This window comes from Asanoa iriomotensis (genome assembly GCF_016862515.1).
Lineage (GTDB): Bacteria > Actinomycetota > Actinomycetes > Mycobacteriales > Micromonosporaceae > Asanoa > Asanoa iriomotensis.
On sequence record NZ_BONC01000028.1, the window covers coordinates 63,747 to 76,833 of the forward strand.

Annotated in this window: 13 protein-coding genes; 9 read left to right on the forward strand and 4 right to left on the reverse strand. The window is 67.5% G+C overall.

Features of this window, described 5'->3' with window-relative positions; genetic code table 11:
- Positions 1-126: 126 nt before the first annotated feature.
- Positions 127-744 (forward strand): hypothetical protein, encoded by a 618-nt coding sequence (locus tag Air01nite_RS20465; protein ID WP_203704318.1) that lies wholly within the window; start codon positions 127-129, stop codon positions 742-744.
- On the opposite strand, the gene Air01nite_RS20470 is transcribed toward Air01nite_RS20465, so the two are convergent.
- Positions 674-1,132, reverse strand: coding sequence for an SAM-dependent methyltransferase (locus Air01nite_RS20470; protein WP_203704319.1), 459 nt, complete (start codon positions 1,130-1,132; stop codon positions 674-676). The two genes, Air01nite_RS20465 and Air01nite_RS20470, sit on opposite strands and share 71 nt — an antisense overlap.
- Positions 1,133-1,594: 462 nt before the next feature.
- Between Air01nite_RS20470 and Air01nite_RS20475 the strand changes: the two genes are divergently transcribed.
- The 3 genes from Air01nite_RS20475 to Air01nite_RS20485 all read left to right on the forward strand — a co-directional run bounded on the left by Air01nite_RS20475 (position 1,595) and on the right by Air01nite_RS20485 (position 4,305).
- A complete protein-coding gene (locus tag Air01nite_RS20475; protein ID WP_203704320.1) occupies positions 1,595-2,488 on the forward strand; it encodes a DUF2637 domain-containing protein in 894 nt (297 codons plus the stop codon).
- Positions 2,489-2,992: 504 nt separating this feature from the next.
- On the forward strand, positions 2,993-3,511 hold the full coding sequence (locus Air01nite_RS20480) for a nucleotidyltransferase domain-containing protein (protein ID WP_203704321.1): 519 nt from the start codon (positions 2,993-2,995) through the stop codon (positions 3,509-3,511).
- 134 nt (positions 3,512-3,645) lie between these two features.
- The gene (locus Air01nite_RS20485) at positions 3,646-4,305 is read left to right on the forward strand and encodes a P-loop NTPase family protein (RefSeq protein WP_203704323.1); all 660 of its coding nucleotides are present in this window, start codon (positions 3,646-3,648) and stop codon (positions 4,303-4,305) included.
- 212 nt (positions 4,306-4,517) lie between these two features.
- Here the strand turns inward: Air01nite_RS20485 and Air01nite_RS20490 are convergent, their stop codons facing one another.
- From Air01nite_RS20490 to Air01nite_RS20500, 3 genes are all read right to left on the reverse strand, one after another.
- Entirely contained in the window at positions 4,518-5,114 is a 597-nt protein-coding gene (locus tag Air01nite_RS20490; protein ID WP_203704324.1) for a hypothetical protein, read from the reverse strand.
- A gap of 528 nt (positions 5,115-5,642) precedes the next feature.
- On the reverse strand, positions 5,643-6,572 hold the full coding sequence (locus Air01nite_RS20495) for an inositol monophosphatase family protein (protein ID WP_203704325.1): 930 nt from the start codon (positions 6,570-6,572) through the stop codon (positions 5,643-5,645).
- Positions 6,573-6,589: 17 nt separating this feature from the next.
- Positions 6,590-7,708, reverse strand: a complete 1,119-nt coding sequence (locus Air01nite_RS20500) for a hypothetical protein (protein WP_203704326.1) — start codon at positions 7,706-7,708, stop codon at positions 6,590-6,592.
- A 971-nt stretch (positions 7,709-8,679) separates the two neighbouring features.
- Between Air01nite_RS20500 and Air01nite_RS20505 the strand changes: the two genes are divergently transcribed.
- From Air01nite_RS20505 to Air01nite_RS20525, 5 genes are all read left to right on the forward strand, one after another.
- Positions 8,680-8,931, forward strand: coding sequence for a hypothetical protein (locus Air01nite_RS20505; RefSeq protein ID WP_203704328.1), 252 nt, complete (start codon positions 8,680-8,682; stop codon positions 8,929-8,931).
- A gap of 65 nt (positions 8,932-8,996) precedes the next feature.
- Positions 8,997-10,361 carry an APC family permease gene (locus tag Air01nite_RS20510; protein ID WP_203704329.1) on the forward strand — a complete coding sequence of 455 codons (1,365 nt, stop codon included), beginning with the start codon at positions 8,997-8,999 and terminating at the stop codon, positions 10,359-10,361.
- A complete protein-coding gene (locus Air01nite_RS20515; RefSeq protein ID WP_203704330.1) occupies positions 10,358-11,170 on the forward strand; it encodes a hypothetical protein in 813 nt (270 codons plus the stop codon). Before Air01nite_RS20510 ends, Air01nite_RS20515 begins: the two co-directional genes overlap by 4 nt.
- The gene (locus Air01nite_RS20520) at positions 11,167-12,459 is read left to right on the forward strand and encodes a histidine decarboxylase (RefSeq protein ID WP_203704331.1); all 1,293 of its coding nucleotides are present in this window, start codon (positions 11,167-11,169) and stop codon (positions 12,457-12,459) included. Before Air01nite_RS20515 ends, Air01nite_RS20520 begins: the two co-directional genes overlap by 4 nt.
- Before the next feature lie 89 nt (positions 12,460-12,548).
- Positions 12,549-13,055 (forward strand): hypothetical protein, encoded by a 507-nt coding sequence (locus tag Air01nite_RS20525; RefSeq protein WP_203704333.1) that lies wholly within the window; start codon positions 12,549-12,551, stop codon positions 13,053-13,055.
- Positions 13,056-13,087: the final 32 nt, after the last annotated feature.

Here is a 13,087-nt window from a genome sequence, read left to right on the forward strand (position 1 = left end):
CGCCGACGGGGCTGTGCGGCGCGGCAGATGAGCGCACTCGCTGGGCGTAGTTCGCGATCGATCCCCAGATCTCGTCGCTGAGTTGCCCGGCTCGCGGGCGCTCTTCTCCTGACCGCGGTCGCCGTCGTGGTGCCGGCGGGGCTGACCCTGAATCCGGCCGATCCGGCCGCCTCGTTGACGGCCGTGCACGAGCACGTCGGGCTGCATCTGACCGAACTCGCGTTCGACGTACTCGGCTGGCTGGCGTTGACCGCGGCCGGGTTGGTGCTGGCCGGCAACCCCGGTGCGGTGATCCGGCCTCACCTGGCCGTGCTGGCTGGCGGGTTGCTGGCCGCCGCGGGCCTGGCGGGCCTGCTCCACAACGCCGGCAACCTCGCGGTGACCCAACTCGCCGCCGAGCCCGTGGGCACCGTCGCCGAGGTGGCCGGCGCGGTGATGCTCACCGCCAAGTGGGCGGTCAACCTCGCCGGGTTGCTGTGGGTCGCCGCCACCGCGGTCACCGCGATCGGCGCCCGCCTACCGCGCCGGCTTCGCCTTGCCGGTGGGTTCGCCGCCCTGGCCGGCCTCGCCGCCGCTCCATCTGCCGGTCATGATCTGGTACGGCGCCGTGGGCTGGCAGCTCACGTGGCGTCGATGACCATCAACCACGGCGACGGACGTGGTTCGCGACGGGTCAGGGTTTGCGGCCCACACCGCAGTAGCCGTCGACGTAGGCCGGCGCCTCTTCCGGCCGCCACTGCGTGAACGGCACCACGCCCGGCTCGACGAGGTCGAGACCATTGAAGAACTCCTCGATCTCACCTGGGCTGCGCAGGTGGTACGGGACCGCGCCGCTCTCGTTGTACTGCCGGTGCGACTCGACGACGGCCGCACTGGTCGAGGTGCCGTCGGACATCGCGAGGTAGCTGCCCGACGGCAGCCGGTCGACCAGCGCCGCCACGATCGCCCGCGCCTCGTCGTGCTTCTCGACATGTCCCATGATGCCCAGCAGCATGAGCGCGACCGGCCGCTCGAAGTCGAGGGTCTTGGCGGCCTCACGCACGATCGTGTCGGCGTCGTTCAGGCTCGCGTCGACGTATTGCGTCGCGCCTTCGGGTGTGCTGGTGAGCAGCGCGCGAGCGTGGGCGAGCACGAGCGGGTCATATCAAGTTGGGTTGTGCACACACGACCAGTCTGGATCGATCCGATTTGATCCGATAGGCGACTCCCGGTCAGCCCGCATCGCGGGGACCGGCAACAACCATCCCCGGCCCGCTGACGCATGTCCACCGCCCGGCCCGGGGCGGATGAACCCCTCTCGCATCAGCGTGCGGCCTGGCTGCGCCGCGACCTCTCCGGCGCGTCGGTGGGTGGTCGACACGGACTTTGGCCGGCCTGGCGGCATCGGCCGCGCGCTGGTCGCTGCCGATCCCTTGACGTCCTGACCCGCCGCGCGGGCCGGGCCGATGGCGCGTACCTGGCGCCGTCACCCTCCGACCGCATGCGCCCTCCGTGTGCGCGATCCCGAACCCCTTGCCAGCAAAGGACTTCCTCCATGAACAGCACACACACGACAGCTACTCGCATCAGTCGACCCCGGAACGGGAGGTGACCCATGAAGACCCCAACTGACAAGATCCTCTTGACCCTGACGGCGTCGTTTGTCGCTGGGCTGGCCATCGTCGCGGGAGCAATCAGCTTCGCGCATATGCGGGAGCTGGCGACGCACCACGGTCAACTTGGCTGGAAGTCGTATGCGTTCCCGATCAGCGTTGACGGCCTGGAAATCGTCGCCAGCCTGTATCTCGTGGCACAACGACGGGCCGGGCGGCCCCCAGGCGTGATTCCGTGGGTCGCGCTCATCGTCGGCACCGTCGCAAGCCTCGCGGCGAACGTGGCGGTAGGCGGCGCGGATCCGATTGGTAAGGCACTTGCCGGGTGGCCCGCGCTGTCCATGCTCGTCTCGGTCAAGCTCCTCTTCGGCTTGATCGACCACAACGCCGTTGGTCATCAGGCGGACGGCAGGGACGATCAGCGGACGTCCGCAACCGTCCCGGACGTCCCGGGGACCGTCCGCCAGACGGGACGGGACGACACGGCACCGTCCGGGACCGTCCCAAGCGCGGGGACGGACGCCCCCACGCCGTCCGCCACCGGTCCGACCGGTCGGACCGCCGCTGAGAGCGACACGGCCGCGGACGGCACCGGCCAGACGGCGGCGAGAGGCAACGACACGACAGACCGGACGGCGCCACCACAGGACATCCGGTCCGTGGCGCACCTGATCCCGGCGGCACGTGCGGCCCGCGCAGCTCTCGCGGCCGATGGCCGGTCGCTATCGCGAGACAACCTCGCGGACGCGATGCGCGACGACGGACACGGCCTGTCCAACGGACGCGCCTCACTCCTACTCAAAGTTCTCAAAGCGGAACAGGACGTGACCACGATCAGCCGGGTGACCGTCCGGCCTCATCAACAAGATCCCGAACTGTCGGAAGTCGTGGCGTAGCAACCTCGACCAAGGCGAGCAACAATGACGGGCAACCTGACCAGGGCGTGTAATGCGACGGCTGATTTCATCACTGTAGATACGGGGAGGTCCACACGATACGAGCGGGAGGGCGGCGGCGTCGCGGGACGGCCGGGCATTCCCGGTCCACGTCGTCGCCGGACGCCTGGGGAGGTGGGTGGCGTTCCGTGCTCCGACCGCCCTCGACTTGACGTCGTATGACGTTCACAGGTGGATACTGACGTGCGCTAGGTCCCTTGGTTGTGTGCGTGAGTTTCGGCACCAGATGTCGCTGAGTCTCGGCACCAGCGGAACCTCACAGATCTCGATGTTCGTGAGTCTGGGCACCACCCCTCGGTGGGGCGGGATAGGCCTGTCGGCGGCGGCCAGCGCACTGCTCACGCACGGTGACGGTGTCGGAGGCGGGACGCGCCCTGTTTGCGGCAGATCCGTGCGCTCGGGGTTCGGCCAAGAAGCGTCCACTTTCGTGTCAGGATCGCAACCATGGATGAGAAGACCGAAGGGCAGCTGCGTGTTATTCGCAAGGTCGTAGCGGCTCTGCAGGCGGCCGATGTCTCGGCGTGGCTGTTCGGAGGCTGGGGACTCGATGCGAGGATCGGCCGGATTACGCGCGAGCACGGCGACGTGGAATTCTGGGTCGAGCGCATCCACGCTGAGCGTTCGAAGGCGCTTCTCCTAGAAGCTGGCGCCACGCCTTTGACGACTCAACCGCCGGAGGAGTCCTGCGAGTACGTGTGGGACGACGTCTCGTTCAGCACCGCCTACTTTGATCGCCAGTCGGACCGATCGTTCAGCCAGCCCCTTGGACGATTCTCAGACTGGCTGTTCCCACCAGGATCGTTCGGCGAGGAGCCCGTGACGCTCGACGGCACACCGGTCCTGGTCATGAGCGTCTTCGGCATGCTCGCCATGAAGGAACAGTTCCCCAGTTTGCGCAACGGTCGGCCTTGGCGGCCGAAGGACATCACCGACATGGAGATACTCCGGAGACTCGCCTCATGACCGTGAGCCGAGGGACGGCGACCATGCGTAGTGTGCCGATGATCGGGGACGGCACGGTGGCACCGCCAACGGATTGGGTAGCCGCACAAGCAGCCGTCGCAGGGTCCACGGTGCTCGTGACGGGTGGAGGGACTATGGGGACGGACTCGCGGGACCGGAGCTATGCGCGAGCGCGAGCCGGGCTAAAGCACGTCTACTGGATAGGCGGCGGCACCGGCGCTGGTAAGTCCACGATCGCCACCCGGATCGCCGAGCGACACGGTATGAGCGTTTATGCGACCGACGACGTGATGGGCGGCCACACTCGCCGGAGCGCGCCCGCGAGCGCGTCGTATCTTCAACAGTTCGTCGCCATGGATATGGACGAGCGGTGGCTGAACCGGTCGCCGGAGGTCATGCTTGACACGTTCCATTGGTTTCGCGGCGAGGCTTTCGACCTGGTCGTCGAAGATCTGCTCGGCATGCCTGCCGACCGCGGTGTCGTCGCCGAAGGCTTCCGGCTGCTGCCAGAGCTGATCGGTCCGCTGCTCGCGGATACTAGGCACGCCGTGTGGTTGATCCCGACGCCCGAGTTCCGGCGGGCCGCTCTGGAGAGCCGGGGCGGGCTGTGGCAGATTGCCGGCAGAACCAGCGATCCGCAGCGTGCGCTGGCCAACCTGCTGGAACGGGATCGGCTGTTCACCGAGCGTCTCGAGACGTCGGTGGCAGCACTGCGCCTGCCGCTCATCCATGTCGACACGGAGATGGACACGGAAGGCCTCGCCGCGGAGGTCGCGAGGTCCTTCGGTTTGTGACGGCATCATCGACCGACGGCCTCCGGAGTGCTACGCGACGGGCTCAGTTGCGCCTGGCCGAGAAGGTCGAGTCGCGCCCACGGTCAGCGGCATGAGAGTGCGCCCGATGGTCTCCACCAAAGCCAGATTGGCCCGTCCGCTCAACTAACGTTCGGTCGGGATACGAGTTGGCCAGATCTACGCACCAGGCAGTCCTCCGGCGGCGGGGCTCGCTACTGTAGTTTCGATACCTTTGTCGGCTCGGGTCGCGGGAGCCTGAGTTCATCCATCTTCGTGACGGTGATTGGTACCTGCCAGGGCTCGTGGCCTTGAAGGTGGCAGGCGGCCATCAGCCGGATCGGGGGCCGGTAGGAACCATCGGCGGGTTTGTAGTCGACGGGCTCAAGCAGCGCGATCCGGGGGTCACGTGCGACAACATCATCGAGGACCAAAATCGCCGGGTCGATGGCGTCGCCCTCGCCTGGGTTGAACCTATAGTGATTTCCTACCTTAACGAGCGGACCCGGGCTGTTCCACTGCGCACGGTGTGTTGGCCGGAGGGTCAATTCCACTCTGTCCAGACAGTGCATCGCGTCGGGACCCGCCAGAGTGATGACCACCATGACGGCGCTCTCCTTCGGATCTACGAGATCAAGCAGGTTCGCGGTGGCTTCGAACTGCGGACGGAGGTCAGCGTGCCACCTCGCGTTCTCGATGCTTGACAGGGAAGTTGCCGCGCTGGCCGCATTTCGTGAGGCGCGCCACGCGAACACCGCGACAACGGCGCTTGCCAGAGTTCCGACGGCGCTGGCGATTTCAGGTGCATCCACGCCTCTAAGGTAGGCGGCTCGCACCAGTTGGGTCGAGCTACGCCAGTGGCCCGGCACCCTCCACCGGTCGCAGACAATCCTGTCCGCCGAGCTTTCGCAGGGTCAGCTCGTCGAGCTCGGCGGCTCCCGCGCCCTGGCAGGCTAAAGGCGAACGCGGGTCACTACGGCGCCAACAAATATGTCGAGAACATCAGGAACACGCTCGACACGCGGCCACGTTTGCTGGGATCTGCCGTTCGCAGTCTCCCGTGCCAAGATCGCGTGCACTGTATTCGGCAGATCAGTGCACTCGCACCTGGCTCGGTTCATGATTGCTTGCACGGAGGGTAAGCGGCTCCGGAGCTACCGCCGCCGTCTCCGGCGGGAGATCCACAAGTGGTGCCGGTTCTCACTCACGAACATCTCGGCACGCGGCGCCGGCAACGTGGCGCCGAAAGTCGCGAACATCTGGCGCCCAATTTCGCGAACGAAGCCAGTCCCTCCATGCGCGGCTCAGAACCTGACTCAGGCGCGCCGAACGTGCGGAAGCTAGCGGGTCAGTGCCCGTACGATTTCGTCGGCCAGTTGCCGGCTTCCGGTTGCGACGAAGGGCTGGCGTGGTTCCATCGCCTCCGCGATATCGGACTTGGACTTGAGCCTGTAGTCGAGTGGAACGTCGTGACCCTCAAGGTCGACCACGACGCCTCCGGCAGCGGTCAGGATGTAGTGGCCTGGCGCAAGGTCCCAGATGGCGAATCCTTTGGCGAATTCGATCACCGCTTCGGTGAAGCCGGCGGCAACGTGACACAGGCTCACCGAGCCGAAGTCCAGTCCGATACGTCCTCGACGTCTGCCGTCTGATGCTGGCTCTTCGAGCGCTTCGATCAAGCCGGTCTGCCTGCTCAGCGGAACGAACCGCTCGTTGGGCCGCATCAGAAAGTTGGTGACGATCGACTCGGAGAGCTTGCGAGGTGCACGAGGCCTGAGTTGGCGTCTGACGTTGTCTCTCGTCATCGCGTATGCGCGGTCGACCCCGTCTTCGTCCTGGGCGGCGACGTAGAGCTGGACGTGGTGGTAGATGTCGCCGACGGCTGCTGCGACGGGGCGCGCGAGTGATCGCGAGTAGGCCATGACGTGGGTGTAGCCGTTCAGGGCCCGCACGGCGAGCTCGCTGGTGTCGAGCGGATCGACCAGGATGCACAGGTCGGGCTCGGATTCGTTGCCGACGACTTGCGGCTCCGCTTCCTCGGATGCGTAGACGAAGGATCCCAGCCGGCCTGCGAGCAGTTCACGGTAGCGGTCATGCATCCAGAGGTCGTGGACGCTCAGGAAGTTGTCGGCATGACGCTTGTTGTCGTTCTCTCCGGGATCGCCGGAGAACGCTGCTGCGATCAGCTTGGGGCGGATGTCGTCCATGGCGATGCGGACGACATCGGCCAGGTGGTCGCCGAGGTCGGCGGGAGTCGGTGCTGAGCCCATGATCTCTCCACGTCTCGTTAGCGCAGCTCAAGCGGTGGTTCTATGCCCGGCGGACTCATCGTGGCGGCGATGAACACGGCTTCGAAGTCGGCCGCCCGCATGATATTTGCCCCGGTGAGGTCGTCGAAACGTGAGACTTCCAGGTCCTTGCCTTTGGTCATGGCCCCGAAGACCGCGAAGTACAGGGATGCGCCCGGGTAGCGAGCGCGCAGCTCGCTGGCCATCTGTCCGACGACGTCGGCGTGCTTGACCTCGAAGTCACAGATGACGATCGTCGGTGCCTCGGGGGCGGGCGGGAAGAGCGACTGCGACGCCAACATGAGGCTGTCCCGGATTTTGTTGCTCCTGAGGTAGCCGATCGCGCAGCGCCCGAACTGGGCCGACGCCAGGAAGGTCGCCATGACCAGGCCCGCCTCGTTGATACCGAAGCAGATGTCGGCGTCCAGACGGCGGCCGAGGCTCTTGATCTGCCGGGCGAGGCGTTCGATGCCGAACCCGAAAACGTCCCACGGCAGGTCGAGGAGCTGTCCGGGCGTCGGGTTGGGAAGGGAGAACGCGCACACCTGCGGGTTGCCGTTCTCAACGGTCGGGACCTCGAGGTTGAAGTCGGGCCCGACCAACTCCGGGGCGTCGGCGGCCTGCCGGGGCTTCGGCGCCGGGGAGCCCTCGGGTGTTCGTTGTGAGGTTTGGTGTCCGGTGAACCGCTTGAGCGCGAGTTGGTCCTCCGGCGCGAGCCGTTCGTAGGCTTCGGCGACAAGGTCACCGGGTGACAGATCCTCGGTCGCGACTCCGAGCGGCCCGCGTCCGTATGCGGTGGCGAGGATGAGCAGACTGGCGAAGGTGGGCGGTGAGCCGGCGCCGCGGGTCCGTGCCCATGTCTCCCACGCGTTGATCGTTGTCCCGCCAAGACTTGTCTGATGGCCGGATACCTCGTTGTAGCGTGCGGCTGCCTGGTCCTGGGATAGACCAGCGGCGTATCTGAACGCCTGGAGGCAGGCCATGTCGCGATGCCGGTTCATCAGCTCGGTCGCGGTGAGCTTGACCGATCCGAGCTCCTGCCACAGTTGTTTGGCCTGGCGGGCAAGCTCACGGCCACGTGCCTGAGGACTCGCGTTCTGTTGAGGCGATCCACCCATTGCTGCACCCCCGCTGCGGCCGGCTACCAATCCTGCACATAGGACACTAGCGTTGCCCATCCAAATGGGCAACTGGCGGCGGATGGAATAAACCCGCAGGTCAGAGCCACCCACCAATCCGAGTGTTGACGCTCCGTCACGCAGGTGTCTGACCGACACCGCTGTTGGCATGGTCTACATAGATGCGTCACTACAAGTCGCTTCGGCCGAGACGTACTTCTGCTCCATGCCATTCACATCGACCGCTGCGGCTGCCATCTGCAGGTGACGAACGGGCTCTGCTGGGAGAGAGATCGGCTTCTGTCCAGCCGGTTAGGAGGCCTTGATCGCAACCAATTATGAGGCCGGTCGGCGCATTGGTATGTCGGTGACCGGTCGCTGGTTCAAGGTCCACCGCCTGCGGCGTCTCTTGCCAGGGCACCGGCATGGTCCGTCCGTAAATGCCAGGCGGTGTGACGGCACGACCAGCCGAGGTGAGAGCGCCGGCGGCCGGTGGTTGCCGCGTGAATCGGACTCCGGGGGTGCGGCCTACCGCAGTTCGGGGCGTCTCTGCGGCGCGGGTTGGTTGGCGGTGACGGTGCGCGCACGTCACATCAGACCGGTGAACCCGACTCCGCCGGTCGGCGCGGCTCGAAACGGCCGCGGCGAGCGGCGCACGTCTCGTGGCCACAGTAAGTACAGGCTCCGTCCCGCCTTTCCAGCGGGTCCGGGGCGCTGGGCTCGGCGCCGGTGAACCTTCCGCTGATTGATCGGGCTGATCCGTAGCGAGCCGACGCGGAGCCGCGACCCTCGCGTCCATTTGCGCCACCTACGAATCGGTTAGTGGCCTCGCAGCGAGGTCACGTGTGAGAGCCCGTCTGGGCCCGACCTGGGGAGAAACGCACGTGAGTCTGATGGCAACCGGCTGGTACCGCTCCGCCGTCCGTGCTCGCCGACCCGACGCGAACAGACCAGCGGGCAGGTCAGGGCCCGTGTTCGCGGTCCGGGTCGACTGGCCGGACGGTACGCACGAGTTCTTCGGGCCGATGGCCACGGTGGAGACGGCGTGGACGCAGAGCGGGCGTGTGCAGCGGTTTTGGCGGCAGGGCCCGATCCGTCCGCTGCGGGTGGAGCCGGTCACGACCAGTGTTAACGACTTCGACCTGCATCGCTCGCGGGTGGGTTGTAAGTCGCCGGACTGCCCGGTTCCGCCGGCCGCGGCCGGGCGGGAGGCGCAGCGGTGAGGACCCGTTCGGTGACGGCGGCTGGTCGGCGGGGGTTGGCGCGGCGGAGTTTGGTGTGGCCGAGCTTGTTCGCGTTCGCTCTGACGGCGTCGGCGCCGTTGACCGCCGTGTACGGCGGTATCGGCAGCGCGTTGAACCTGACCGGCAATAGTGGGATCGCGTTCGGGTTCGTGGGTGTGACGGTCGCGTTGTTGCTGTTCACGAACGGCTATGTGGCCGTGGCCCGGGACCTGGTCCATACCGCTCCGCTGTATGCGCAGAACGCGCGTGGGGTGGGGCCGGTGTTCGGGGGGATGACGGCGGCGACAACGCTGTTTAGCTATAACGCGATTCAGGTCTGTCTGTATGGCCTGATCGGCGTGACCTTGTCCGGCAAACTCGGCCTGCTTCCGTGGTGGGGTTGGGCCCTGGCGGTGTGGGCGGCCATCGCGGTCCTGGGGATGCTGCATGTGCGGGCCAGCGCCACCGTGCTCATGGTCCTGCTGGCAGTCGAGGTTCTCGTTGTGGTCGCGTTTGTGATGGCGGCTCTGGCGGCGCCGGCGGATGGGTCGACCGACCTGTCGCCGCTGCTGCCGTCTGCGCTCTTCGACGGTGGCGGGGTCAGCAGCGTTCTCGCGTTGGTGATTGCGAGTTTCATCGGGTGGGAGATCTCGGCCGCGTTTGGTGAGGAGGCCCGTTCAGAACGGGCGGTCGCGGTCGCGACGTTCGCGGCGGCGCTGTTCATCGGTCTGCTGTTGACGGCCTCGGCCGTGGCGATGGTCAACGCCGACCCCCACAACGGTGTCCCGCCGAGCGGCGAGCTGGTCTTCACCACCCTGGACGCGGTGTACGGGACGGTCGTCTTCGCGGTGGCGAGCATCCTGCTGATCACCAGCATCATCGCGGCCGGATTGTCGTTCCACCAGACCGCCGCCCGATACGGGTACGCCCTGTCCCGCGACGGACTGCTGCCGAGGTGGCTGGGCCGGGTGAGAGCGACCAGCGGAGTTCCCGTCGGCGGGTCGCTAGCGCAGTCGGTGATCGGTCTGGTGACCATCGCGGGCTCGGCGGCGGCCGGTGCGAGCCCGGACACGCTGTTCGGGTGGGGCGCCGGCGCGGCGGCATTGGGGCTGCTGTCGACGATGGCCGCCACCTGTGTCTCGCACATCTTGTTCTTCCGCCGCGGCCACGGCCGCCCGGTCGGGGTGTGGACACGGCTGGTCGCACCGGTCCTCGGCGCGGCGGTGATGGTCTCGGTCGTAATCCTCCTACTCGCCCAGAACACGGTGCCCGCCCTGCCCTACGTCCTCGTTGGGTGCGCGGTCGCCGGAGGAGCACGCGCGGCCTGGGTGGTGCGTCACCGACCCGCCGCCCGGACAAGTTTCGGTGCGCCGAGCAACGAGTTCCTCGAGACCGGCGGCCGGTTCGCCTCAGCGGAGGCCCGACTGTGAACACCTCCAGACGGATGCGCGCGGACTACGACGAGGCGACGACGTCCGGCGTCTACCCCGCCCGGCAGGAGGATGTGGAGGCGTCGGGGATGTCCGCACGCGTCGACGAGGGCACCGCCGCGTTGTGGCTGCGAGAGAACACCGTCGTTCGCCTACGCAACGCGAACGTCCGGCAGGCGTACTACGCCTGGCAGCAGCGCAACAGCCACCCCGTCTGCCCACACGCGATGATCTTCCTCTACTCGGCAACCGAGCCCCATCTGGATGTTTACGCCGGGACCCGTCAGACCCACGACATCGCGACGCTGCGCGACCCGCGCTACTTCGTCTATCAGGCCGTGACCGAACCCGCCCGGCATTGGGCGTCCACACCGCAGGGCCTCGACCCGTTCACCCAGCTCTGCGACCAGACCGATGACCTACCCGCGGACGCGCAACGCGACCGCCGGTTCTACGGCATCGCATTGTCCACTCTGGATTCTATTTCCGCGCCGTGGGCGCAGCAGCAGGCGAAGAAGCCGAGCCGGCTTAGCGGCAAGTACGACCTTCCCGGCCGCCGTGAGCGACCTGAGGAGGTGTCGGGCACCGTGCTGGCCTACCTGCGTGACGGGAATGTCATGGTCATCGATCGCCGCGGCAGCACCGAGTTCAACGAGATCCAGATCTACACGAGTGCGCACCTGGTGACCCCGCACCAGCAGGTCAACGACTGGAACGGCTTTCCCCTGCCCAGGGGTACCGGTTGGAGCGGGGTGTGGGACCGCATGGCCGAGCTCCAAACCCTGCTCCTGGAACAGGAAGCGCGATGACCAACGATCCTGCCGCCACGACGGCGCCGGCCGCCGCCACCATGGCAAACCCCACCGCCTCGGCCGCGCAAGGGTACGTGGCCGCCCGTCTCGCGAAGCTGAGCGCCCGCCTCGACGCCGCCGGGGACGCCCTCGGGTTCCCCGCCGCGAGCGACGTCGACTGGAGCCCCCTCGCCGACATCTTCAGCCGAGGGCTGTTGAACAACCTTGGCGACCCGTTCGTTGATGGCCTGTTTCCGTTCCACAGCAAGGACTTCGAACGCGACGCCATCGGCATCCTCGCCGACCTGTTCCGGGCGCCGGCCGATGACGGGTGGGGATACATCGCGGCGAACGCGTCCGAGGCCACCGTCTACGGGCTCGATCTCGCTCGACGGCTGCACCCGGACGCGATCGTGCTGCACAGCGCCGCAGCGCATCCCGCCGTGGCGAAGGCAGCCCGTCTGTTGGCGATGCGGTCGGTGGTAGTCCGCACCGATACCCGCGGGGAACTCGACTACGACGACCTCGCCGACCAGGTCGCCGCCCGCCGCGATCGGCCGATCGTCGTGGTCGCGAACGCGGGCACCACGTTCACCGAGGCCGTGGATGACGTGCGTCGGGTCACCGCTGTGCTCGACGAGCTGGCGGTGCCGGTCGAGCGGCGGTTCATCCTGGTCGACGCGGCCCTGTCCGGCATCCCCCTGGCCACCCTCGACCCCGCCGCCCGGCCGGGTTTCGATTTCGCGGACGGGGCGGACTGCGTGTTCGTGTCGGGGCACAAGTTCCTGGCCACGCCGATGCCGTGCGCTGCCGTCATCGTGAAGGCTAGCGTGCGCTCCCGCGCCCCGGTCGTGTCGTACACCGGCAGCCCGGACGCGACGATCTCCACCTCCCGCAACGGACACGCCGCCCTCGCCATCTGGTACGCCCTGACCATCTTCGGCCGCGACGGGCTTACTGCCCGCGCCGTGAACGCCCGAGACCTCGCCGCCTACCTGCACACCGCGCTCGGCGAACGGGACTGGCCGGCGTGGCGTAACCCGCACGCGATGACCGTCACCCTGACCATCCCACCCGAACAGATCCGCACCCGGTGGCGGCTGGCGGACCACGGCGGCCGCAGCCACATCGTCTGCACCCCCGGAGTGACACGCGAGCACATCAACACCTTTCTGGCCGCAATCGACAACCACCGGCCGACTCCCGAACCCGACAACTCGACTGGCCAGGTCGCGAGCGTCAACGGGCGACGGGTGCCTCGCCAGTTGCGCCCCGGTGCCACGGCAGTAGCAGGTGACCACCGGTGACCACGATGCCGATCAACCAAGCGCCGAATACACAGCACACCTGCGATCCGACCGCCTCCGCCGCCACGGCAGACCCCCATCAGGGGGCCGTGCTTTACGTGGCGGTCTCCGGTGCGGTCGTCGTGGTGCTGCACCCGGTCACCACGGGCTGGGCCTGCGCGGTGATCACCGATCCGAGCCACACCCACCGGCCCGGCGCGATCGCCGACCTACCCGACCGCGACGTCGAGTCCGCGGTGGCGGTCGAGCTGGTCGATCCGACCAGCTCGCTGCCCGCTGACGCGTTCGCGCGGGTGTGGTTGGGCCGGGTCTGGGGCGAGACCCGGGGCGGGCGTCTCTTCCCGGTCGCACGGGTGCTGGTCGAGCAGGTCCGCGAGTCCGGCACCCGAACTGTGCTTCTCGATGCCGCCGCCAGGCGTCGTCTCGCCACCGTTGCCTACCTACGCCCCCAGGGGCTGGACAACATCCTGGCACGCCTGCAACGCAACAGCTTCCTGACGCCAGCCACAGGGCCACCCGACCTATACGTGCTGACCCTGCCTGCGCTTGAGATCTCCAACCCGTGCACCGCGGAGTCGGGGATTGGTCGGCGATGACGCGGCCCGCCGGTCACAACCGGCCTGTAACC